Genomic DNA, 23,651 nt, shown 5'->3' on the forward strand with positions numbered 1-23,651 from the left:
TAGGCACCGCGCTCAGCAGATTTCGAGTCATCAGCCTGCGCGACCTCCGCATGCACTGGGTGCGTTCGTTGGTCTCGGCCGGCGTCGTCGCCGTCGCGGCCGGGTTGCTCATCGCCGTCCTCGGCACGTACGGGTCCTTGACCGGATCCGTCGAGCGTCTCGCGGTGTCGATCGCAGGTAACGCCGACTACGAGGTCGTCGGTGTCACCGACTCGGGCTTCGATCAGAGCGAGCTCGACGCAGTTCGCGCGGTCCCCGGTGTCGAGACCGCAGTCCCACTGCTGCGCAGCACCGTTCGGTCCGACGTCGGAGACCTGACGATTCTCGGTGTCGACTCGTCCATCACGGCACTGCAATCCGACCTCGAAGGCGCAGTCGGAAACGCGGCCGGGTTGCTCACCGACCCGGCCGGGGTATTGGTCGGAGCCGCAACAGGTCTGACTCAGGGCGACACCGTCACGATCGACGATGTTCCGACGACGGTGGTCGGTGTGGTCGACGGCCCGGGGACGCAGCGGATCGGCGGGGGCATGTTCGCCGTTGCGCTCATCCCGACGGCTCAGACGCTCACCGACCGCCCCGATCAACTCGATTCGATCTTCGTTCTCGGCAGCGGCGACGCTCTGCGCACCGACCTCGACGCCGCACTGGCGGGCCGGGTGTCGGTGATGAATCCCGACTTCAGGGCCAACCGCGCGAACCAGGCGATGAGCCTGACTCGCAATGCCACACTGATGGTCTCGCTCATCGCGTTCGTCGTCGCGGCGTTCCTCGTCTTCAACGTCATGAACATGGCCATCGCGAAGCGTCGACCCACCATCTCTCTGCTCCGGGCAGTCGGTGGCCGCCGCGGCGATATCGTCCGCGACCTGTTGTTCGAGTCCGTTCTGGTCGGGCTCGTCGGCGGTGCCGTCGGCGTTCCGCTGGGAATCGTGATGGGCCGCATCGCGATCGAGAGTCTGCCGCCGTTCCTCTCGCAGGCCTTCGATGCGCGGATCGAATACGTGTTGCCCGGCTTCGCGATTCCGGTGGCGATCGTGGCCTGTGTGCTGGCCTGCGCGGGCGCCTCGGCCGTCGCGGCGGTTCAGGTCTATCGCATCTCGCCGATCGAGGCGCTCGCGGTCGGCGGCGGAGAGACCTCGGGAGGCCCCGGTCTGCGATTCACCGTGGCCGCAACCGTCTTCGGCCTGCTCGCCGTCGCCGGATCCTTCCTGTTCGCCGTCAACGTCGACGGACAGTTGACCCTCGGGGCCGGTGCGCTGTTCATGTTCGGCGTCGTCGCGCTGTGCGTCGGCGCGACGGGGCCGATCGTGTCGATCACCGCAGCGGTCCCCCGCCGCTGGGGTGGTGCCGGTCGCCTCGCGACCGCCACCATCGAACGCGCCCCGCGGCGTATCTGGGCAACCGTGATGACGATCGTGATCGCGGTGGGAGTCAGTGTGGGAGTGTCGGGTTCACTGACCAACATGACCGACTCGGCGGCCGAGTCGTTGTCGTCGTTGGCCGATACCGACCTGTACGTGTCGATGACCTCGCCCGACGCCATACCGTCGGGCCCGATCGTTCCCGCCGAGGTGGAGGACGCCGTAGCGTCGACGCCCGGTGTGTCTCGCATCGTCGAGGGACAGTGGGCGTACGCCACGATCGACGGCGAGACGGTATCCATCCAGGGCGTCGCCGACGGTAGCAACGCGGTGACTCTCACCTCGCTCACCGAGGACGTGCGTTCCCAGGTGCTCGCCGGTGACGGGGTGGTGCTGTCCCGGGGCTTCGGCAGAACGTTGGGGGTCTCGGTGGGCGACTCCATCGACTTGCCGACGCCGACCGGCGTCCAGACCGTGCAGGTGTTGGATCTGGTCGACTACATCAACGCCGCCGGCGGCACGATGGCGATCTCGCTGGATTCGATGCAACGGTGGTACGACCGACCCGGGGCGACGTATTTGGAGATCGGCGTCGACGGAGACGTTGCCGCCGTACAGGATTCGTTGCGTTCGACACTGCCGCCCGAAGCCTTCGTCTACACCGGCGCTGCGGCTCTGGAGGGCACCAGTGCGGCCATCCGACAGTCCGGCGCATTGGCGATCGCGCTGCAGTGGATCGTCGCGCTCGTCGCTGCCGTCGCCTTGCTCAACACCTTGACATTGTCGGTGCTCGAACGTCGCCGCGAACTGGGAGTGCTGCGCGCAATGGGCGGTGGCCGAGGAACCCTGGCGCGAATGGTGCTCGCCGAGGCGCTGTCGGTCGGCATCGTCGGTGGTGTCCTCGGCCTGATCATCGGCGCAGGGCTGCAATACCTGAGCACCCTGATCCTCGGAGCCAGCATCGGGATTCCGGTCGCCTACACCGCGAGCTGGTCGGTGCTGCTGTACGGACTCGTCGCCCTCGGCCTCTCGCTGCTGGGTTCGGCTCCACCTGCTGTGCACGCATCGCGACTGAACATCGTGGACGCCATCGCGGCGGATTAGGTGCTCTGCGGGGCCTCGGGATCCGCAAACGCGCGCGCGTTCGTCAGGTGCGAGCGGAATAGGCAGCCCGTGGCCGGCGATTGTGCGCGCGTCTGGCAAATGCGCGCGCGTTTGTACGAGGATGACCGACGACGTTCGACGCTTTCGCCCGTGACATCGAGTGCTTCGTCGGCATTGAATTTATCGCCGATTACACCGCTCACCAGCATCGCACTGCCCTAAACCTGATCGCCTCGCTGACCGGGACGGTGACGAGCAGCGGCAACCTGCTTCACGATCGACACGGTGGGCCGCTAGACTAGCGAGCGCGATGTGGGCCAGCTGAGCACCGGAGGCAGCGAACCCATCCGCAACCGATTGTTCGATGGATCGAAAGCCGTTGTTGGACAAGGGCTTTTGGTGAGCAGAACGATCACCAGCCTTCGTAGCTCAGGGGATAGAGCAACCCTCTCCTAAAGGGTAGGTCGCAGGTTCGAATCCTGCCGAGGGCACCATCTGACCAGCGGAATTACTGCTGAGCGACGATTCGTGCAATCTCCGTGCGATTAGATCCGGTTACGGGCCTCCGGCTCCAGTCGGCTCCGGCAAGTGTTCCAGCACTTGCACGGAGCCTCGGAACAAACGGAGTAAGCCGTATGAACCGTGCTCGCAGAATACTGCACGCCCAGATTCAGCCTGAGACCATCGCGGGAGTCTTCGCGTGCCTCGGCGTGATCGCCGCCTATGCCCTCGTCATCTTCGCTATGCGCATGGTCCTGGCCCTCGGTTGGTACGTCGGTGCTTGACGCCGCCGTCGTCCGTGAATCGCAGCGGCTGAGCCTCGCTGACTGCACCCCGCGCCTTCGGGCTGTGTACGTCGGCATCTCTGGTCGTCACCGCACGCCGTGCACCGTCTTGGAGCGGCGCGGCGTCCTCATCGCCGTGCGCTGGCCTGACGGCGGTATCGAAGCCGTCCAACCCACCAACCTGACTCGCTCGTAGTTCGACGCTCAAACGTCGCTATCTGGCGGGTCAGACGATAAACGACCGCTCTAGTCACTGTGATCCCTTACGAAGCTCGGCAGAACTAGCTGCCGGGACCTACCTGGCGACTGATCCCCGCTCGGTAGGTAATACCTCTAAGCCTTGCGGCCCGAAGTGGCCGCAGGGCCAGAGGCGTCGGCGCGGACAAACGGGGGTCGGAAATTTGGGAGGTCCCAAGCTTTGGCCTTTAGTCCGCGCTCTTCATCTCTAGAACCGATACCATTCCCAACAGGAGGAACTTGATGAACGCCGTTATGAATCGAATGGGTGACCTGGTCGAGGTCCGTAGCGCTCGTGCAGGTGACATGCGCTTTGTAGCTGTCGCCTGGGAAGGTGACTACGGAACGCAGACCATGCAGGAATGCCCCGACGCACTCATTCTGGCCGATGCACTCCGCTTCGCTTCTGCCGCATTAGGTTTCGATCAGCTCATCCCCGCCATGCAGGCCACACTCCGAGTGAGCAGCGCTGCCCTGGAGGGCGTCCACGACGTGACTATCGAGTGGTCGGATTCGCACTGCGATCTTGTCGACCTGTCCCCTGAGAGGGCAATGGTGCTCGCTGACTACATCGCGGCGGCGGCGCGGGTCCGATAGACCGACCAATTTGTCGGTTTCGCCGGATAGGGTATGTCCCAGCGTCCACACCGCTAGGAGGGCACACCCCATGACCCAACCATTCAGAGTTGTCAGAGTCCCGATGTCCCAGATCGAGACCGGTGACCACGTACAAAGCCCGCTCGGCGCGATCTTCAAAGTCCACGGAAAGCGCATGTCCTGGGGCAATGGAGAGCCGCCGTGGACCCTCACATCCGAGCACGGGAATCTGAAAGTTCAAGGCGACGGCGACACTTTGGTGAATAAGGTTGTGCCCGCGTAGCAACTGGGGCCAGAACGGTCGACGGTACGCGAAGACTGAGCAGACCTATCGGGTCAAGCCGACTCAGATGCCCTTATTCACCTTGCCTGAGGTAAACCACTCAACGAGCGGCACCGCCAACATCACTGCCGCTTCGGCCTCCGACTGCGACACCGGGGGAATTCCAACAGATGCGGGACCACCGTGACGATCTGTCTGCCCCACCCATAACATCTGCATCATTCCCAGCACGACAGTATGAGTCGACGCATCTTCATGCTCGCGGTTGTGCGGCAGTCGGAATGTCGGAGCGTTCTTAAAATCCCGAATGACAGTTCCCAAGGTCGCCTTGGCGTTCGCCGGGCTAACTACGGGAATAGTGGCGTCCTCTACTGCTTTGATCGCTAGGCTATAAGCCTTTGACGGGTCAGGATCGACTCCGTACGCTGCCTCGAACGCATTTGACAGGCGTTTACCTGCATTCCTCGCAGTGACACCGACTGTTGCTATAGCCTGCGCTGCACCGTCGGTCAACCGGCGCACAAGCGCTGCCCTGCCCGAACGGATACCGATTGTCCACACAGAGGACGCATCTTCAAGTAAGTAACGAAGCTTGTCCGCATCGGCTCCGACACTCACAAGATAGTCGACAAGTTGCCACTCCTTGCCGAGTCCCTCGAACTCTCTGACCAGCAGCCGAGCGGCGGCAGCAGCATCGTCGTATTCACCGATTTTTCCAGTTACCTTGACACGCAGGACGCGCTCGATGCCTTTGACAACCTCCAGGTTGACGATTGGCGGGTAGATTGGCCGACCATGGTCATTCAGGGTCTCTGCTAACCAATCTACGAGCGATTTACGCAGCCATTCGCTGATGCCCTCGTGTAACTCGAAATAAGTCTCATCGTCAGGCTCTACACCGAGCGGACGCCATTCCTCCGTCATGGATTGAAGTATGCAGCAAAACGACGGTGGAACCTGTGATCGCTGCGGGTTCGCGCGTCCGCATTCTTTAAGTCCAGAAGGGTCGACGGTGCGTGATCGCGGATCGGGCGGTCAAGTGGTCGAGGCCAACATCGGATGCCCACCGAGCTACAGCCCGCGTCCACGCGCCACGCGCAGACAGCATCGCCCGTGCCCGCTGCGCGGACCACTCGGGATGCGTGTCGGCAATCATCGCGAGCCGTTCCAGCGTCTCGGCGCTGGCCCATACCGGGACGCAGGGGCCAGCTGCGATCTCGGGAGGGACAGTCACCCTGCTCGGAGATTTCGCGGCGATACGGCCAGCCATCAAGCGCCGCCGATACTGCGCAGGTGCGGGGCATCGCTCGGCGCATAGGACGTACCCGAGTAAGCACCGCGAGCAGCGCCGCGCTTCTATGGCCGCGACGGTGCATCGCTGGACGGAGCTACTGCCGACTCGTCGGGAATGCGCAGTGACGCCACGAGGCGGGCCGCAACCTGACCCTGTAGGCGAGCTTCCACGAGCAACGGGTTCGTTACCGGCCCTGTCTTGCCCGTCACCACGAGCGGTTCGTCCACCATTGCATCCTGGAGCCTGTCAAGTCGCGTCACCACCCTGCAAAGTTCATTCAAAATGAGCATTTCGGACACGTTGAAGGTGTACTTCAGGGTGGTTTCGCGCCAGAAACTGACCGCATTCTCGGACCAGCTTTCACCGGGTAGGGGCTTTGACCTGGGCATATACGAGGTCCTTTCGTAGATCTTGTCAAGTCCTAGGGAATGTTCAGGTATGGCGCACAGCGATCCACAGAGCGCTGCGTAGTGAAATCCGTTGGGGGGCAGGGGGTTCCGGCCCCCTGACTGCTATATTGGATGCAGCAGTCAAACGATTTGCACTGCAACATCTTCGGGCTCTCGCCCACCACTTCCCGCCACTCGGCACCCGTTACGAAGGAGCTTCGCCATGCCCGCATTCACCGACTTCATCGACTACCCCGCCGCCGACATTGCCGAGATGGAGAGCGAATTATGGGATGCGCGCCAGTGGGTGCTTGACGTTGGCGAGCAGTTCGGTGAGGACAGCCCCGAGTACGCCCGCGCTGTCGAGATGCGCGACGACACACGAACGGTGCTCAACTGCATGCGCCTCGGCCAGCCCATGCCTGCCGAGTTGACCTAGCTCCGTGGTCCCGAATGGTTGCAGCTGGGTTCGATTCCCTGCCGGGACGCGCACTGTCACTTATCATTCCATTCACCTCACGAACGGAGTTCGCACATGTCCGATAGTCTGCTCGATTTCTACAAGGAACGTCGCAACGAGAAGCGCCGCACCGAAACCAACGAACGCCGCCTCGGATACGCGGTGGCTGGCGTCGCGATCTCCGACCAGCGCGCCGAGAACTTCCGCAGGGAAGGCGACATGGCGATGCGGGCGAAGGACTACGAGTACGCCGAGCAGTGCTACGCATCGTTCCGCGCAGCTCGTAAGGCGGCGGCGCTGGGGACATTCGAGACGCTCGACCGCCTCTCGGCGCTGGGGCGCTGAATCGTGGGTTACTACACAGATCGACTCAATAAGAAGCGCGCCAAGGCGTCACAGGAACGCCAAATCGGCCACGCGCAGAGTGCTCGCAAACATGTGAAGGAAGAGGCCGACCACTGGCGCAAGGAAGCCGAACACGCAGCGGCGACCGGGCAATACGACTACGCAATCGAATGCTGGAACATGGTGGCAGCCATGAACGATGCCTACGCTGGAGCGACTCACGAGATCCTCCAGCGACGTAAAGCGATGGGGTACTGAGGCGGGTCATGCAAGATTCTGTGCCGTCCAACCGCGAGCGGCACGCACCTGGGACAGGAGGGAACCGGGTGCGTGCCGTTCTGGGTCCAGGGAGCGATGACTGAGGTCGTTTCCTGAGGTTCCTGGTCGTCCGCAGGAGCGACGGTGACCAGGAGGCTTATTAGTTGCCGCTGGCAGGTTTCTTGTTCGCTGCACGGCGGCGTGGTGCGGTGGGTGCCTTGGCGACGGACTCTGCCGGGGCAGGTTCGTCGTCGTCCTCGGCCTCGGTCGGGTCGTCGTCCGCAATCTCGCACCAGCCGTTACGTACCCATCCCGCTACTGCTCCGGGGTGGACCAGCACCAGGGCACCTGCACCGACCTGACGACCTTGAACCTGGTCATAGATCAGATGCCCTGGGCTTACCCGGCAGAGGACTGCCTCGGACGGTGCGACTGCTCGTGCCCGCGAGGTCATGGTGCGGTAGTGGTGATCTTGACGATGCTTGCAGGGTCAGGCCAGCCGTAGGTTGCTCGCAGGATCGCCCTGACTGCACTGCGATCCGAAGTGAAGAACGCGCTTCGATCGGATTCGATGGTGGCGTCTTGGCGCATCACCAGCAGCGAGCGGGCGGCGGGGATTGCCCAGATCGTGTTCGGAGCGACGTGCGGGCTGACGAGCAGCGGCACACCCTGCACCAGTCGACGGGTCGGCAGTGTCGGATCGGGCTGGAGCAGTGGCGACTTCGCGAGGTGCGATTCACCCTGCTTCACTACGGCCAAGCGTAGCGCCGTCTCGGGGCTGGTCACGAACGAGTTGACCTGCGTCCCGCGCTGTTCGGCCAGGGACAGCGCCTCGGCAGCCCAGTCGAGGTTCTCGATGAAGCCGTTCGCGTCGTTCGGTGCAGCTAGGGTCTTGATTCCCGACAATGCCGAGAGGCCAGCCGGGGCGGGTGCGGCCAGGTTGCCGAACGCGCCAGCGTCGAGCTTCGCGGCCAGGTCGTTTGCGAGGTAGCCGCCGATCATCTCGGCAGCGGCGGGACTGGAATCGTTGGCCAGCTCGTTCGAGATCACCGTCAGACCAGCGAGTTTCGCGGGAGTGAGTACCAGTTCGTCGATGTCGGCATCGGTGATGGCAATTTCTGCGCCTTCGGCGGTCCACGCCGCTGTAGGGCCGCTGGCCATGATCGGGACCCGGACTGCACTGTTTCGGGTCGGGATGACCGTCGATGCCTGGGCGAATACGGACAGCTTCTGGACTGGCTCGATCAACAGGTCGTAGATCTGCTTCTCAGTCAGTATCGCTGAGCTATTGAGTGTGGTGTTCGTCATGTGTTCCTCTATGAAATTGTGTTGTGGGAGAGCGTTTTTGAACTTCTCTCCGACTTCCCACAGGGAACGACGGGTGCACCACAGGTGCTATGAAGTTGTACCGAGTTCGACCCAGCCGACAGGCTCTAGGTCGAACTCGGGGGTACAGGTCGCGAGCAATTCACGGTGGACTCTGCTCAAGGATTGGCCGGTTGCTCTGCACGCTCAGGTGCGGGCGCTGTGACCTGCTAGGACCAGTTTAGTCGGCTCGCACGCACGTGCAAGAGGTTCTTACAGGGGGGTCAGCGTCCTCGGATCACCCCCGCCCAGCCGGACTTCCCGCCACCGTAACCGCTGGCGGGACCAGTGGCGACTTGACCGAAGTTCATGTGCGAGTTGCCAATTCCGTGTTTCGACAGACCAGGACGGGACAGTTGGAGTTCCTTGGCCAGCACAGCGACGCGCTCGGGATCGACTATGCCGTCCTCGGCCAGTACGTCCGCAAGCTCGTGCCCGCCCAGCTCCAGCAGATCACCGCCCTGCGCAAGGATCACGCCCGCCAGGCGCGCCACCTCGGCGCGTTGCATCGTCTCCACCGTCGCAGCCAACGCATCTCGCTCACCCTCGGCTGCCCGTAGCTTGGTCCGGTACTTGGCTGCCTCGGCGTTCGGACTCTTGCCGGCTGTTTCGTCGGCGCTCTCCTGGGATTCTGAGCTGTCGGGGGTTACCTGAGTGTCGTTGGTGCCGGTTTCGTCGGCGCTAGGCGCTTCTGCGGGTGCGGCGCTCGGGGTCGTGGTGGGTGCGGTCATGCGTGGTCTCCTGAGATTGGTGTCTGATCGGCCAGTAGCGGCCATGTTCGTATCCGAGTCGTGTTGCCTGCGTAAGTGACAAACGTCCGCAGCGGGACGCCTCTGTAGTTGGGATTGTCGTCGGGCAGCGTGAAGCCAATCGCCCGAAGTAGGACCCGCTCCGTCTCCGTGGGGTGCCGTCTGCGATTGCGAGGGCGGCTGTATAGGTCCAAATGCGCCGTGGCGTCTTCTAGTCGTTGCAGTTCGTCGGGTAGCGGCTCGATGAAGGTGAGCCAACCCCGCACGTCTGGCGACCCATCGGGCTTGGTCAGTCGTGGTGGCAGGTCCTCGGCTGTGTAGCTCATCGGCGCGGCGGTCATCGGCCCGACGCCTGGAGCTTGTACGAATCGTGAGACTCGGCAAGGAATGGTTTCGCGGTTGCAACCTTCACGATGTGGCCAGTCAGTTGGAGGTCATGCAATGCGCGGATGACTTTCCACTCGAGAAGGTCGGTCGATGCTCGCAGCTTCGCGATACCCGGCGCGGACATCATCTCGTCGTCGGCGTGTTCTGCCAGGGCCACTGCGACGGCGCGAACGTCGGCGGGCAAGCGGTGCGAGTCGAGCACCTGTCCCAGCCAGACAAGCGGTGAGCGGGGCGGCACTGTCATGGAAATGGTCACGGAATATCTCCTAGTAGGAATCTGAGGGGTTGGAATCGAAATCTGAGACTCGGGTGCCCAATCGAGATCCTGGGCGGCGCTACCCCCTCTCAGGACCCCCGCAATCGGTATCAGCGGGGGAACCTTTAGCGGAACTTTGGAGGGGGGGTTCGGTGGCTGAGCGAAGCGAAGTGCCTGTGTCTTCCACTGATTGAAAAGACAGCTTGGGAAGTGGGGACAGTAAGGCTCTGCGAGTTGGTAGCTGTTATCGAGGGGGTAGGGAGTCGATCGCGAATGGATCGGCGTAGCCGGGAAGTGAGCGGGTTGGTGACGAATATCCCTGCGACGAGTGATTCAGGTATTCCAATCCACGTTCGGTTGGAGTCATCTTGTTCACTGGGATTCTCCTGGCCGGTAGGTCTGGGTCATTCCAGCTTTCGTTCTCCAGCCAAGTCCTTGCGTGTTTGGTGAACGCTTCTTCTCGGTTGGAGTCATCCCTGTATCGCTTTGCTGATTCGATGATTATCTCGGGATCGTTCGCCCTGATCGCAATCTCGAACTCTGCCCTGGCTGGCTTCTTCCCGTAGTTGTTCGGGTAGTAGCTCCAGAATCGTCCAAACAGGTTGTCTACCTCGTGAGTCTCTCGCTTCGCAGAGCCCTCCGATCGGGCTGCGTTCGTTGATAATTGAGTCTCGTTAGATGGGTGTAGTTGTGGTGGGTCTAGTTCGTGTCCGCTGGAGGGGACTACCGTGGTCCGCTCACCGGGACCAGGGTGGTCCGCTGTAGGGGACCAGGGTGGTCCGCTGACGGGGACTACCCCCTCTCCGTTAGGAGAGATTGCGGTGACCTCGGCAAGGTGCCGCTTCACTGTGTAGAGATTCGATGTTGGGTCACCCTTGTCAGTGACGCGGTGTTCGACCGATATAAGCCGCGCGTCGACCAGCTCGGCCAAATACGGGTCGACACTGGCGGCTTTCGAGTAACCCATCAGCCGTGCCAACTCTGAGCGGCTCGGGAAGCATTGGCCCGTCTCGTTGTGCGCGAAACTCGAAAGAACGACGTACAGGAATCGGGCGTTACGGCTCAGCCGGGTCTCTCGAATAATGTCGTTGTCGATCATCGTGAATCCATTGGCGTACACAGTTTCACGCGTGTTTTGTGTTATCATGGACTCATATCTTTGAAGTTGTTTTCGATGCCCGCCATGCTGGTTACATGGCGGGCATCGCTCGTTGAAGTGCGATTGCCGAACGCAGACCTCGAAGAGGTGCGGGCCGCGAGAATGCGGCGAAGAATGTGTGTTACTGGGGTCCGAGCGCTTCGATGTGCGCGCTCAAGGACTCGGGCTGGACGTACCAGTCGCAACCGCCTTGGAAGGCAATGATCTTTCTGCCAATCGCCAAGCGGACGATTCTACTGCGAGGGATGCCGAACTGCTCAGCAAGGATTCGAGCAGGGGTGTAACCGTCGTCATAAGCAGTCATGCTGTGTCCGTTCGATATTCAGTTGTGTGGTCGAGCTTGAATCGGGGAGCCCGGACTGTCAGGCGGCGTGGCCCATCGGCTGAGTCAGTGCCTCAATCTCGTTCATATCGACTCGGATAGCCCTTGTCCCAGGGATTTTGTACCCCTTGATGGTTCCGTCTGCGATGCGGCGTCGGATTGTCCGGGGAGACAGCACCCATGCCTCTGCTGCCACCTCAATGCTTGCAAGTCTTGCCCTCTGGCGTGCCATGTGTGCGTCCGTTCTGTTGTGTCATTGTTCTGCGAGTTCTAGCATTTCACAGGACATTTGACACCGCCAGATGTTCCAGGCCATTCCAGAACAAGCCTGTCACAGTGAGTCAAGAGGTACCTTTTCATTCTGAGCGATCACTGACTCACGTGACGCTGCGGAAAGCTCCGAAGAGGTCATTACAAGGTGGGTACCTTAAAACCGGATGTAGATATGACGCAAATCACACACTTACCGAGCAACGGGCCTCACTCGGGTGGCCACATGCCCTCCACAAGATCCTTGTTTCTCGCAGCGGTCGAATGCGTGTACCGCGCACTCATGGTGGAGGAAGTGTGTCCCATGAGCGTCATATGGTCCGCAAGGGTCGCCCCTGCTTGCGCAAACAAAGTGGCCGCGCTGTGTCGCAGGTCGTGAAACCGGAAGCTGTTGTAGCCGATCACCAGCGCTGCGCGCTTGAGGTGAGGCCTGACAGTGTTCTCGTGCGGGAAGTCGCCCGTGAGGGACGGAAACGCCAGGCCCGAGCTGCCAGCCAGAGCCAACTCCTCCAGGTGCCCCGCGATTGCGAAAGCCAGCCCTGACGGCAGCGGGACTGTGCGCAACGCGGCGGCTGACTTGGGCCTACCCACAACGAATCTGCCAGCCTGCCGAGTCACCGACCGTCGAACGGTTACCGAGTTCTCTCCTCCTGAGAGTACGAAGTCAGAGCGACGTAAGGCCGCAAGCTCGCCCCACCTGAGCCCTGAGAACCCAGCTACGAGCAGCAACGCTTTCCAGCGGTCAACCGTCATAGAGTCCGCGAGGGACTGAATCTCTCTGGCCGACAGTGCAACCGGCTCGGCCACCCTGTGTTTCACAGACGCACGTTTGATCCTGCACGGGTTTACAGCTATCAGCTCGTCGTCGAGCGCCTGGTTCATAATCGTCTTGAGTAGTGAATAAGCGTTCGCATTCCGCGTCGGGTACGACTCCAGGCCTGCGAACCAGCCTCGGACATCGTTCACAGTCAACTGATTCAGCGCCACGTCACCCAAGCCGGGAAGGATCACCCGATTCAGATAGCTTCGATAGAGGTCGAGAGTCCTGGGCTTGAGGCGCGAACTCGACTCCGACTGCCATCGTTCGGCGTAATCCCTCACTGTGAGCACCGTTTTCGGCGCTTCGCGCGGGTCTCGCCAGACGCCTAACTCAATTTTGCGCTGCTCGGCGCTCAACCAGCCCTGCGCATCAATTTTTGCCGCGAACGTTGCAGGTGCCTTGTGGAGCCGACCATCGGGGCCGATGTAGCTGGCCTGGTATCGCTTCGACGGAAGTGGCCGGAGTCGACCCCAGCCACGCATACCCTTTTTCGCTGCCATTTTCGTGCAATCCTCGTGCAATAAGGGAGTGCAGACGTGTCACATTGCGTGCAATCCGGTCATCCGTGTATATTGCCATTCTACCAGGTAAACAAGCTATTTTGCCTGGTGGGACCACAAAGCTACGAGGCATCCTAATCAGGTTCGAATCCTGCCGAGGGCACCACCAGACGAGTCCGATCCATGCCCTCCATCAGTTGCGTGCCGCTGTTGCGCTGCCTGGAAATCCCCGTTACCATCGAACATGCATTCGAGTACTGGGGAGGAACTCGTGGTCACAGCTGTACAAGATTTGCCGTTGACGTCCGATGAAGTGCTGCGGTTCGTTGCGCGCCTTCAAGCGTCCGATGTCGTTGTCGACGCAGCAGCCGGGATCGATTTGATCTCCGCTCTCGAGACGGTCAAGTGCGCCAGCGTGGCCGTTCAAGTCATCGTGACCGACGCCGTGGCGACGACCATCAGTAATGAACGCCGCGAGCGCGGCAAGCCGAAAGCTCAGTGGCGCATAGGTATTGCTTCACAGATCGGCCTGGCCCGACGCGAGTCCCCGAACCGCGGCGGCACTCATCTGGGCCTCGCTCGCGCTCTGGTGCACGAAATGCCGCACACCCTGGCACGCCTACGAGCCGGAGAACTCAACGAGTGGCGCGCCATGATCCTCGCCCGCGAAACCGCATGCCTCACCGTCGACGACCGCCGCACCGTCGACGAACGACTGTGCGCGGACCCCGCCACACTGGCCGGTGCCGGTGACCGCACCATCGAGGGCCGCGCCCGCGCCCTGGCCAACGAACTCGACGCCGCCTCCCAGGTGAAACGACGCGCCAAGGCCTACGCCGCCCGCCGCACGAGCACCCGGCCAGCACCCGAATCGATGGGCTTCTTCACGGTCCTCACCTCGATGGAGAAGATGGTCTGCATGTGGGCGACCTTGCGACGAGACGCCGACACCATCGTCAACTCAGGCGGTGAGACACGGACCCGCGACCAGATCATGGCCGACCTCGTGTTCGAGCGTGTCACCGGCGCAGCCGCCGCACAGGGCCCGCCGGTGACCGTCGACATCGTCATCGCCGACGCCGCCCTCCTGGCCGGCGGTCCCACGTCCGCGTACGTGCACGGCTATGGCGACATTCCGTCCGACGTCGCCCGGCAACTCATCCGACACACACTCGACAGTGAGACGCACGTCGCATTGCGTCGCCTCTACGCGCATCCGACGTCCGGCGCATTGACGGCTGTCGAGTCCACATCACGCGCATTTCCGACCGCGCTGGGACGCCTCATCGATCTGCGAGATCGCACCTGCCGCACTCCGTGGTGCGACGCGCCGATCCGTCACCACGACCACATCAGACCCCACTCCACCGGCGGCAGAACGAGCGCCGAGAACGGCGCAGGCCTTTGTGCCGCATGCAATTACGCGAAAGAGGGCGAGGGCTGGACGGCCGAGGCCCTACGAGACAAACGGGGCGCTCGACATCGCTACCGGCTCATCTCACCCACCAGGCACACCTATGACTCGAGCGCGCCGCCGATGCCTGTGGTCGAGGTCTACAACTCGAGAATCGAGAACGTGATCATCACCGGTCTGTTCGACGACGACGCCGCATGACAGGTCGCGGCGGGAAGATACCGAGCACCGACTCGGTTACACTCGTCAACGGCGCGCCCAGCTGCACGCCAGACGTCGTGGAATGCTCCCGAACCTCCATGTGCACCCAGCACAGGCTTCTCTTACGGCGATCGAAACTGCCCACCGGCAGTCTCGCCACCTTGCATCTCGGCCCGAAGGCCCGCAGGTGCAACACCCTGCCCGAAAGGCACTTTTCATCACTATGACGACCCCACAGACTTTCGCTGCACTCGGCGTACCCCAGGCCATCGCGGATGTACTCGCGAGCCAGGGCAAGACCGAGGCATTCCCCATCCAGGCCGACACCCTTCCCGACACACTGCAGGGACGCGACGTGCTCGGACGCGGAAAGACCGGCAGCGGCAAGACACTCGCCTTCTCCATCCCGATGGTCGCTCGACTCGCCGGCCAGCTCCCCGGTAACCGCAAGCCCGGCCGCCCCCGTGGTCTGATCCTCGCGCCGACGCGTGAGCTCGCCACCCAGATCGCCGTCGCGATCGAACCCCTCGCCTCCGCGTACTCGCTGAAGGTCACCACGATCTTCGGTGGTGTCTCGCAGGTCCGTCAGGTCTCCGCGCTCAAGGGTGGAGTCGACATCGTCGTGGCCTGCCCCGGTCGGCTCGAAGATTTGATGAAGCAGCGTCACCTCACCCTCGACGGCGTTCAGATCACCGTCCTCGACGAGGCAGATCACATGGCCGACCTCGGGTTCCTGCCCGTCGTCACCCGCATCCTCGCTGCCACCCCGGACAAGGGCCAGCGCATGCTGTTCTCCGCGACCCTGGACAACGGCGTCGACAAGCTGGTCAAGCGCTTCCTGCACAACCAGATCACGCACTCCGTCGACGAGGCCACCTCGCACGTCGAGGCCATGACGCACAGCGTGTTCGAGGTCGACGGCGTCGAAGCCAAGAAGAAGCTGGTCCACCAGCTCGCCTCCGGCACCGGACGCCGCATCCTGTTCATGCGCACCAAGCACCAGGCCCGCAAGCTCGCCAAGCAGCTCACCGACGCCGGAATCCCGTCCGTCGACCTGCACGGCAACCTCTCTCAGGCCGCACGCGACCGCAACCTCGCCGCGTTCTCGTCCGGCGAGGCTCGCGTCCTCGTCGCCACCGACGTCGCAGCTCGTGGCGTTCACGTCGACGACGTCCAGCTCGTCGTCCACGTCGATCCCCCGGCCGAGCACAAGGCGTACCTGCACCGTTCCGGCCGGACCGCACGCGCGGGAAGCGCCGGAGACGTCGTGACCGTCGTCCTGCCCGAGCAGCGCAAGGACACCGCAGTACTGCTGCGCAAGGCCGACATCAAGGTCACGCCCATTCGCGTCACCGCCGACTCGCCCGCCGTGGCGAACCTCGTCGGCGAGCAGGCTCGTTACGTCCAGCCCGCGCCGAAGGCCGAGCAGGCACCGGCTCGCACCGCGAATCCTCGCAACAGCAACAACGCGCGACGCGGCGGCCCGGCCCGCAGTGGTGGTCAGCCCCGCAGTGGTGGACAGCCGCGCAGCGGTGGACAGCCCCGCAGCGGTGGTGGCGGCCACAGCCGTCGCGCAGCAGGACCGGCCACGAGCCAGCGCAGCCGCTGATCTCGGCCTGAGCGCGGAAAGTCCTCCTTACGAGGGCTTTCCGCGCTTTGCTGTTCTCACACTCACCACGGCCGCAACCGCGCAGAGACCCGCTGCGCCGAACCACGCCATCGTGTATTCACCGGTCGCGTCCCGCACGACGCCTGCGACGACCGACGCGATACCCGCACCGATCTGATGTGAGGCGAACACCCAGCCGAACACCAGCGAGCCTCGGTCGCCGAACACCTCGAAACACAGCGCAATAGTGGGCGGAACCGTTGCCACCCAATCCAATCCGTAGATCACCACGAAGATGACGATCGACGGCTGGATGGTCGCGGACAGCAACCACGGCAGGAACAGCAACGACACTCCGCGAAACCCGTAGTACGCCGCCAACAGGTAGCGAGGGTCGACGCGATCGGTCAACCAACCCGATGCGATCGTTCCGACGATGTCGAAGATCCCGACCACCGCCAGCAGACCTGCAGCGGTGGTCTCGTGCATTCCGTGGTCGTGCGCCGACGGGATGAAGTGAGTTCCGATGAGGCCGTTGGTCGTTGCGCCACAGATCGCGAAGCCCACCACCAGAGCCCAGAAGGTTCGGACCCGGCTCGCGTCGCGCAACGCCTGTATCGCGGCCCTGGCGGGGTTCACCGTCGACTCCACGACGACCGCTGTGTAATCCTCCGGCGCTCCGTAGGGGGTCACGCCGATGTCCGCCGGCATGTTGCGCAGCCACCGCAGGACGAAGGGCACCACGATCAGCGACCCGCCTGCGATGAGGAACGAGGCGGCGCGCCAGCCGGACCTGTCGACGAGCTGAGCGATCAGGGGCAGAAAGATCAGCTGCCCCGTCGCACTGCCTGCCGTCAGGATTCCCGACACGAGCCCACGCCGCTGCACGAACCACCGATTGGTCACCACCGCCGCGAAGACGAGGGCCATCGATCCGGTACCCAGGCCGATCATGACGCCCCAGGTCAGTACCAACTGCCATGCCTGGGTCACGAACACACTCAGAGCGCTGCCTGCCGCCACGACGATCAACGCCGTCGATGTCACCGCCCGGATTCCGAAGCGTTCCATCAGGGCCGCAGCGAACGGCGCAGTCAATCCGAACAGCACGAGGTTGACGCCCACCGCCAGCGACAGCATCGACCGCGGCCAGCCGAACTCGTCCTGCAGCGGCACCATCAGCACGCTCGGTGCCGCCCGGAAGCCCGCTGCGCCGACCAGAGCGAGGAATGCCACGGCGGCAACGATCCAGGCCGGGTGAATCCGCCTGCGCGTCCTGATCTCGGAAGTCACGGTGACATTGTGCGCCTTGTCGGCTGGCACACTGGAGCGGTGACCGTCAGCTCTTCCCACACGACCAAGTCAGGGCCCCTCGGTCCGCAGGAGATGGCGACCGCTGCCGTCATGAGCAGCTTCACCGTCGCCCTGACGGTGATCGGTGTGCTGGTGCCGATGGCGGCGATCCTTCAGGTCGTCGCGGCGATTCCCATGTCGGTGGTCGCGCTCCGGTATCGAACGCGCGCACTGGTCACCTCCGCGGTCGCCGGCACCCTCGTCGGATTCGTCGCGGCCGGCACCCAGACGGCCATCACCGTCGCCAGCGCCGCTCTACTGGGCGGCCTGGTCGGGCGGGCCAAGCGCAAGAAGCAAGGACTGTTCGGCGTTCTCGTCACCTCGATGGTCGTCGGGCCGGCACTCGGAGCGTTGACCGTGCTGATGCTCCTCATCCTCGTTCCGCTGCGAGAGCTGTTCCTCGAGACTCTCCGCAACACGTTCGAGGGCATTTCACGACTGCTCGAGCGCACATCGGCACTGCAAGGCGTTGCCGACGTGATCCGCACCGGCTCCACGACCGTGCTCGACAATTGGTGGTGGTGGGCAGGCGGATCGATCGCCTTCGGCATCGTCACCGGAACGCTGTTCGCATGGCTCATTCTCACCGCGATCCTCGACCGGCTCTCCACCATTCCCACCCCCGAGCCGCTGGCCCCCAGCACCGACGACGAGATCGGGCCGCTGCCGGTCACGCTCACCGCGGTGGGATTCCGCTACCCGGGAAGCACGACGTTCGCGCTGACCGGCGTCGACCTCCGCATCGAGACCGGCGAATTCGTGGCAATCGTCGGCCACAACGGTTCCGGCAAATCGACGCTGACCCGAATCCTCGCCGGCCTCGAACCGTCGGAGGGAACCGTGGACAGGCCCGGCTCGACCGGTCTCGGACGGTACGGCGGCACCGCGGTGGTGCTGCAACGCCCCGAAAGCCAGATCCTCGGCACCCGCGTCGCCGACGACGTGGTGTGGGGACTGCCTCCCGGCGACTCACGCCCCGACGTGGGGGCCCTGCTCGACGAGGTCGGCCTCGGCGGCATGGGGGCGCGCGACACTGCCTCCCTGTCCGGCGGCGAAATGCAGCGACTGGCCGTCGCCGCCGCACTCGCTCGCCGTCCGGCACTTCTCATCGCGGACGAGGCAACCGCGATGATCGACGCCTCCGGGCGCGAACATCTGGTCTCGCTCCTCGCCGAACTACCACGCAGGCACGAGATGTCGGTCGTGCTCGTCACCCATCACGTCTCGGAGACCGTTGCTGCGGACCGAGTCGTACATCTGCACGAGGGCTACCAGGTGCAGTACGACACCGCCTGGATGCACGCTCGAACGGACAATCCGACTGCGCTGCACGATAATTCGAGTGAACGACTCCTCGAACTGAGCGGGGTCGAGCACACGTACAACCGCCGCACCCCCTGGGCGCAGGTAGCCCTGAACGGCGTCGACATCACCGTCAAACGTGGTGAGGGTGTGCTGGTTCTCGGTGGCAACGGTTCGGGCAAATCCACACTCGCCTGGATCATGGCCGGCCTCACCGGCCCGACCGGCGGCACCGCCCAGCTCGGCGGCAAGGCGATGACCTCACGCGTCGGCGATGTCGGGCTCGCGTTTCAGCACTCCCGCCTGCAGTTGCAGCGGCGCACCGTCTCCGAGGACATCGCGGCCGCCGCCGGCCCCGAAACAGGCTCTGCCACAGTGTCGGCCGCGATGGATGCCGTCGGCCTCGACAGATCGTTGGCCGCTCGCGACATCGATTCGCTCAGTGGTGGTCAGATGCGACGCGTCGTGTTGGCGGGGCTCATTGCGCGTCGACCTCGAATGCTGGTTCTCGACGAGCCACTGGCCGGGCTCGACCCTCCCGGACGCGACGACATCATCGGTGTTCTCGCCGGACTGCGCGATCGCGGAGTCGCCATCGTCGTGATCTCGCACGACGTGGACGGAATGGACACCGTCTGCAGCCGCACCATCACGATGGCCGACGGCCACATCGTCTCCGATTCGATCCTGGGGAGCGTGCACTCGTGACCACCGTCGTACTGCGTCAGGTCCCACGATTCTCACCAATCCACCGCCTGTGGGCCGGCACCAAACTCGTCGCCGTACTGCTGCTGAGCATCACTCTCGTCGTGGCACCGACGTGGCCCGCCCTCGGGATCGTGTTCGCACTGTTGGTCTTCGCCGCGATCGTCGCGCACGTCCCGATCACCGCAGTGCCGCGTCCACCGTGGTGGATCTGGGCACTGTTCGGAGTGGGCGCACTGATCAACCTGCCGATCGGAGGCACAGCAGTACTGGTGTACCTGCGCGCGACGCTCTTCATCTTCGTCCTGCTCGGCGCATCGATGATGATCGGCTGGACCACCTCGATGAGCGACATCGCACCTGCGGTCTCCAAACTGGGCACGCCGCTGAAGAAGCTGAAGTTGCCGGTCGACGAGTGGGCCGTCGCCGTGGCTCTGAGCCTGCGGTCGCTTCCGCTGCTGATCGAGGAGATGCGCACCCTGAACGCGGCTCGACGCCTGCGCCCCAAGCCGGTCGTCAACAGCGCCTCGGACAATTCCCTGGTCGACATCGTCACGACGGTGATGTCGGTTGCCATCAGACGGGCCGACGAAATGGGTGGGGCCATCACCGCCCGCGGAGGCACCGGAATGATCACCGCAACCGAGGCACGGTTCAAGGCCTCCGACGCGGTGACGCTGACCGTGGTGACTCTCGCGTGCGCCGCAGCCATCGCGATCAGTGTCCTGTGGAGCTGAGCTACCCGCCCGCGAGACGTTCGGTGCGCGAGTTCAAGGCCTTGACGAACACGTCCGGGATGTCTCGCGGATCCTCCGCCACATAACTCGTTCCGCCGGTTGCAGCCGAGATCTGTTGCAGTGCAACGGGATCGGCGTCGCCGGTGACGCCGACGGTGATGATCACGATGGGCCGCACCGGATCCTGTTCCTTCTGCAGCGTTGCCAGCAGCTGATCGAGGGAGATACTGCCCTCGTCTTCGTTGGCTCCGTCGGTCAGGATGATGACGCTGTTGACGTAATCGGGGTCGTATCCCTCCTTGACCCGCCGGAACGCAGCCAAGGTGGTGTCGTAGAGCCCTGTTCCGCCTCCGACGAGAGCTGGAAGACCTCGGATCGAATCGAGAATGGCGTCGCGCTGCGACTTTCCGTTGAAGGTACCGTCGGCCTTGCCCATCGGCACCAGCTCGCGGTAGTCCTGTTTTCCGCCACCGAGGCCGATCGAGAATGCCCAGAGGCCCATTTCCGTCTGGTCGCTGAACAGCGAGTTGGCACCGACGGATGCGTCGACGGTGAGTGCGATACGTGTCGAGTCGCCCGACTTCGCGGCCATCGAACCCGAGACGTCCTCGACCACGAGCGTGCGCAGCGGCAGCGCCAGGACGGCCCAGTCTCGCAATGTCGTTTCGATGGACAGCGGGTTCTTGATCTCGAGCGACGCCACCGATCCGACGCCTCGGCCGTCGGGTAGTGGTGTGCCACTCGACGTTCGGAACCCGGCTGCGACCAAGGTGTCGGTGGCCGACGTAGTGGCGAGCACCGAGGCCAACGCCGCTCCTGCCTTCTTCACGCGGTCGTACTCGGGTCCGGCCGGTGCCGTGACGGCCAGTGGGTAGTTGAGGAAGTAGCTCCCGGTCGGCGGAACCGACTCGGTCAACTCCGATCCCGGATTGTCGGCCTCGTACGCCAGCAGCGCCTGCTCGGTGGCCACGCTGGTGCCGCCGTCCGTGGCCACCTGGGCCACCAGATCCGGGGTGTCGTGTGGGGCGTCCGCGATCCGTCCGAAGTCCTGCGCCATGGGCACCAGTGCCGCCGACACGGCCTTGGCGTCGGAAATGGCCACCTCGGATTCGGCCAGTGCACCGAGGATCGCGGCATTCGAGGCGCTGCTGGTCAGGGGGTCACCGATGCGTTGACCGGGAAGTTGGAGCACGCTGAGCCAGGTATCGGTCACCGGCACGGCATCGGATTTCGAGACCAGGACCGGCAGCGTGTTCGCGACCGAGGCCTTGGCCAGCTCGGGAAGTGCCCCGGTCGAGCGCAGGGTCTTGAGCAGCCACAGCGTCGAATCCGGGATCCACAGATCCGGACGCTCGTCATCGGTTCCGGCGATTTCGGTGGCCGTATCGGTGGGGCGTTCGGGACGGACCTCGAAGTTCACGCAACCGCGCTCGACCTCGCCTGCCTGCGAGACGATCTGCTGCACCGGTTCGGCGATCGACATGTCCACCGCCAGCGAGACCGTGTCGAGGGAATCGCAGGTGTCCGCACCGGATGCGCGTACGGCCTGCACTCCGAACCAACTGCCGACCACGACGACGACTGCCACCAGCGCGAGCACCGACCAGGTCGCGGCCGAACCGAACCGGCGCGGACTACCGCTGTGACGTCCCGACATCGATGCAACCCCCTGCTCGGCCCCCAGCTGCACTCACGAATGCAACCGCACGCACACTCAGAAGTGACGCGACGCACAGCATAGTAGCCTCCTCAGCGACCGGAGCGACTTCTGAGCGCATTGACGAACACGTTGGGGATCTCCGCAGGATTTCGTGCGACGAAGCTCGTACCGCCCGTGGCTGCCGAAATTTGTTGCAGTACACCGGCATCCGCATCGTCGGTGATTCCGATGGTGACGATGACGACCGGCTTGGACGGGTCCTGTTCGGCTCGCAGAGTCGACAGCAGCTCGTCGAGCGAGATGCTGTCGGGGTCCTCGTTGGTGCCGTCGGTGAGGATGATGACGCTGTTCACCGCATCGGGGTCGTAGCCCTGCTGCACGGTGCGGAACGCGGCCAACGTGGTGTCGTACAACCCGGTACCACCCCCGACCAGGGACGGCAGCGTTCGGGTCTGCTGCAACAGCACCTCACGCTGAGTGGTGTTGCCGACCTGCTCGTCCATTCGCCGGATCGGTGCCAGCTCACGGTAGTCCTGATCGCCACCGCCGAGTCCGATCGAGAACGCCCACAACCCCATCGACGCGTTGTCGGGGAACAGCCGATTTCCGGTCTCACTGGCCTGCACCGTCATGGCGATACGTGAATTCGCCCCGGCGCTGTAGTTCATCGATCCGGAGACATCCTCCATCACCAACGCCCGCGACGGGAGCGCCAGGATCTGGTACTGACGCAACGTCGATTCGGCGGCCTGTTGATCGGCAATCGTCAGGGGCGTGACGTCCCCGATCCCGCGATCGGAATCGAGCGGGGCCATGTCTGCGGAGCGGAACCCGGCGTCGGACAGAGCCTGCTGCCCCTGTTCGGATTGAATGGCCGTGGCCAGTGCCGTCCCGACGGACTTCGCGGTCTCGTGTCGATCGCCCGCGGGTTCGGTCACCGCCAGCGGAAAGTTCAGGAAGAAGGCACCGGTCGGCGGAGCCGTCGCGCCGAGTTCGACGTTCTTGTCCTGCTGGTAGTCCAGGTAGGCCTGCTCGGACACCACCGCGACTCCCCCGTCGGCGACCAGATCGTCGAGGCGCACCGTCGGATCGGCCTCGCCGCGAGTGGCGGCCTGAGCCTGAGCGATGGGGACGAGCGCCGCCGAGACCGAGTCGAGCGCGGTCTCGTCCGATCCGGCCTCGGCCACCGCGCCCAGGATGGCCGCGTCGGACGTGGTGTTGGCCAACGGATTACCGATGCGCAGACCTTCGAGCTTCAAGGCAGTGAGCCAGGTGTCGAAGAACGGCACCTCGTCCTTGCGTGCCGCGAGCACGGCGGGGGTAGCCGCCACCGATTGACTCGCCAAGTCGATCAACGACGCAGTGGACCGCACCGTCTTGCCGATCCACAGTGACGAATCGGGAACCCAGAGCGAGGGCACGTCGTCGCCCTTGGCCACCGCGGCCGAGACCTGACCCGACTCGGTGGCGGTGACCTCGACGGCGGCGCAACCCAACTCCTCCGACGAGGTGTTGTCGACGATCTGCTGCAACACGGGTGCGATCGCCGGATCCGCGGCCAGCGAGTAGGCCTCGGGATCACCGCACTCGGAACCGAAGGCCTTCAGACCGACGAACACTCCGCCGCCGAGAACCAGCAACAGAACAACGGCCACGATGCCGTACTTGGCCATGCCCCTACTGCGCGAGGTGGACGACGGGGCACTGTGTCTACCGGGCATGGCGC

Annotated in this window: 21 protein-coding genes and 1 tRNA gene; 11 read left to right on the top strand and 11 right to left on the bottom strand. The window is 63.8% G+C overall.

Annotated features, from left to right (window positions below; all coding sequences use genetic code 11):
* Nucleotides 1–50: 50 nt before the first annotated feature.
* The 4 genes from NY08_RS11710 (at nt 51) to NY08_RS11720 (ending at nt 4,087) form a co-directional block, all read left to right on the top strand.
* The gene (locus NY08_RS11710) at nt 51–2,468 is read left to right on the top strand and encodes an ABC transporter permease (protein WP_144407357.1); all 2,418 of its coding nucleotides are present in this window, start codon (nt 51–53) and stop codon (nt 2,466–2,468) included.
* 418 nt (nt 2,469–2,886) lie between these two features.
* A tRNA-Arg gene (locus NY08_RS11715) sits at nt 2,887–2,962 on the top strand.
* Between the two features lie 141 nt (nt 2,963–3,103).
* On the top strand, nt 3,104–3,253 hold the full coding sequence (locus NY08_RS26060) for a hypothetical protein (protein WP_158462536.1): 150 nt from the start codon (nt 3,104–3,106) through the stop codon (nt 3,251–3,253).
* Between the two features lie 480 nt (nt 3,254–3,733).
* Nucleotides 3,734–4,087 (top strand): hypothetical protein, encoded by a 354-nt coding sequence (locus tag NY08_RS11720; protein ID WP_045196519.1) that lies wholly within the window; start codon nt 3,734–3,736, stop codon nt 4,085–4,087.
* A gap of 346 nt (nt 4,088–4,433) precedes the next feature.
* On the opposite strand, the gene NY08_RS25155 is transcribed toward NY08_RS11720, so the two are convergent.
* Together NY08_RS25155 and NY08_RS26065 are read right to left on the bottom strand one after the other, a co-directional pair.
* The gene (locus tag NY08_RS25155; RefSeq protein WP_052683779.1) at nt 4,434–5,294 is read right to left on the bottom strand and encodes a hypothetical protein; all 861 of its coding nucleotides are present in this window, start codon (nt 5,292–5,294) and stop codon (nt 4,434–4,436) included.
* Nucleotides 5,295–5,726: 432 nt separating this feature from the next.
* Nucleotides 5,727–5,891 carry a hypothetical protein gene (locus NY08_RS26065; protein WP_158462538.1) on the bottom strand — a complete coding sequence of 55 codons (165 nt, stop codon included), beginning with the start codon at nt 5,889–5,891 and terminating at the stop codon, nt 5,727–5,729.
* A gap of 385 nt (nt 5,892–6,276) precedes the next feature.
* Between NY08_RS26065 and NY08_RS11740 the strand changes: the two genes are divergently transcribed.
* The 3 genes from NY08_RS11740 to NY08_RS11750 all read left to right on the top strand — a co-directional run bounded on the left by NY08_RS11740 (nt 6,277) and on the right by NY08_RS11750 (nt 7,116).
* A complete protein-coding gene (locus NY08_RS11740; protein ID WP_045196521.1) occupies nt 6,277–6,492 on the top strand; it encodes a hypothetical protein in 216 nt (71 codons plus the stop codon).
* 96 nt (nt 6,493–6,588) lie between these two features.
* A complete protein-coding gene (locus NY08_RS11745; protein WP_045196523.1) occupies nt 6,589–6,858 on the top strand; it encodes a hypothetical protein in 270 nt (89 codons plus the stop codon).
* Between the two features lie 3 nt (nt 6,859–6,861).
* The gene (locus NY08_RS11750) at nt 6,862–7,116 is read left to right on the top strand and encodes a hypothetical protein (RefSeq protein WP_045196524.1); all 255 of its coding nucleotides are present in this window, start codon (nt 6,862–6,864) and stop codon (nt 7,114–7,116) included.
* A 160-nt stretch (nt 7,117–7,276) separates the two neighbouring features.
* Here NY08_RS11750 and NY08_RS11755 read toward each other — a convergent pair whose 3' ends face one another.
* The 6 genes from NY08_RS11755 to NY08_RS11785 all read right to left on the bottom strand — a co-directional run bounded on the left by NY08_RS11755 (nt 7,277) and on the right by NY08_RS11785 (nt 12,944).
* Nucleotides 7,277–7,570 carry a hypothetical protein gene (locus tag NY08_RS11755; protein WP_045196526.1) on the bottom strand — a complete coding sequence of 98 codons (294 nt, stop codon included), beginning with the start codon at nt 7,568–7,570 and terminating at the stop codon, nt 7,277–7,279.
* Nucleotides 7,567–8,424, bottom strand: coding sequence for a phage major capsid protein (locus NY08_RS11760; RefSeq protein WP_045196528.1), 858 nt, complete (start codon nt 8,422–8,424; stop codon nt 7,567–7,569). Before NY08_RS11760 ends, NY08_RS11755 begins: the two co-directional genes overlap by 4 nt.
* A 281-nt stretch (nt 8,425–8,705) precedes the next feature.
* Complete coding sequence (locus NY08_RS25160) at nt 8,706–9,212, bottom strand: hypothetical protein (protein WP_052683781.1); 507 nt, start codon at nt 9,210–9,212, stop codon at nt 8,706–8,708.
* Nucleotides 9,213–9,567: 355 nt separating this feature from the next.
* On the bottom strand, nt 9,568–9,873 hold the full coding sequence (locus NY08_RS11770; protein ID WP_045196530.1) for a hypothetical protein: 306 nt from the start codon (nt 9,871–9,873) through the stop codon (nt 9,568–9,570).
* A 244-nt stretch (nt 9,874–10,117) separates the two neighbouring features.
* On the bottom strand, nt 10,118–10,972 hold the full coding sequence (locus NY08_RS25525; RefSeq protein WP_158462540.1) for a helix-turn-helix domain-containing protein: 855 nt from the start codon (nt 10,970–10,972) through the stop codon (nt 10,118–10,120).
* A gap of 862 nt (nt 10,973–11,834) precedes the next feature.
* Nucleotides 11,835–12,944, bottom strand: a complete 1,110-nt coding sequence (locus tag NY08_RS11785; RefSeq protein ID WP_045196536.1) for a tyrosine-type recombinase/integrase — start codon at nt 12,942–12,944, stop codon at nt 11,835–11,837.
* A gap of 298 nt (nt 12,945–13,242) precedes the next feature.
* On the opposite strand from NY08_RS11785, the gene NY08_RS11790 reads away from it, so the two are divergent.
* Nucleotides 13,243–14,559, top strand: a complete 1,317-nt coding sequence (locus tag NY08_RS11790; protein WP_045200249.1) for an HNH endonuclease — start codon at nt 13,243–13,245, stop codon at nt 14,557–14,559.
* Nucleotides 14,560–14,782: 223 nt separating this feature from the next.
* A complete protein-coding gene (locus NY08_RS11795) occupies nt 14,783–16,168 on the top strand; it encodes a DEAD/DEAH box helicase (RefSeq protein WP_045196538.1) in 1,386 nt (461 codons plus the stop codon).
* A gap of 27 nt (nt 16,169–16,195) precedes the next feature.
* Here NY08_RS11795 and NY08_RS11800 read toward each other — a convergent pair whose 3' ends face one another.
* Entirely contained in the window at nt 16,196–17,461 is a 1,266-nt protein-coding gene (locus NY08_RS11800; RefSeq protein WP_200893191.1) for an MFS transporter, read from the bottom strand.
* 39 nt (nt 17,462–17,500) lie between these two features.
* Between NY08_RS11800 and NY08_RS11805 the strand changes: the two genes are divergently transcribed.
* Together NY08_RS11805 and NY08_RS11810 are read left to right on the top strand one after the other, a co-directional pair.
* Entirely contained in the window at nt 17,501–19,531 is a 2,031-nt protein-coding gene (locus tag NY08_RS11805) for an ATP-binding cassette domain-containing protein (protein ID WP_235387182.1), read from the top strand.
* Nucleotides 19,528–20,265, top strand: a complete 738-nt coding sequence (locus tag NY08_RS11810) for an energy-coupling factor transporter transmembrane component T family protein (protein WP_045196542.1) — start codon at nt 19,528–19,530, stop codon at nt 20,263–20,265. Before NY08_RS11805 ends, NY08_RS11810 begins: the two co-directional genes overlap by 4 nt.
* A gap of 1 nt (nt 20,266) precedes the next feature.
* On the opposite strand, the gene NY08_RS11815 is transcribed toward NY08_RS11810, so the two are convergent.
* Together NY08_RS11815 and NY08_RS11820 are read right to left on the bottom strand one after the other, a co-directional pair.
* Entirely contained in the window at nt 20,267–21,922 is a 1,656-nt protein-coding gene (locus tag NY08_RS11815; RefSeq protein WP_045200253.1) for a VWA domain-containing protein, read from the bottom strand.
* 92 nt (nt 21,923–22,014) lie between these two features.
* Nucleotides 22,015–23,646 carry a substrate-binding domain-containing protein gene (locus NY08_RS11820; protein WP_045196544.1) on the bottom strand — a complete coding sequence of 544 codons (1,632 nt, stop codon included), beginning with the start codon at nt 23,644–23,646 and terminating at the stop codon, nt 22,015–22,017.
* Between the last annotated feature and the right edge of the window lie 5 nt (nt 23,647–23,651).

Source organism: Rhodococcus sp. B7740 (assembly GCF_000954115.1).
In the GTDB taxonomy this organism is placed as follows: domain Bacteria; phylum Actinomycetota; class Actinomycetes; order Mycobacteriales; family Mycobacteriaceae; genus Rhodococcoides.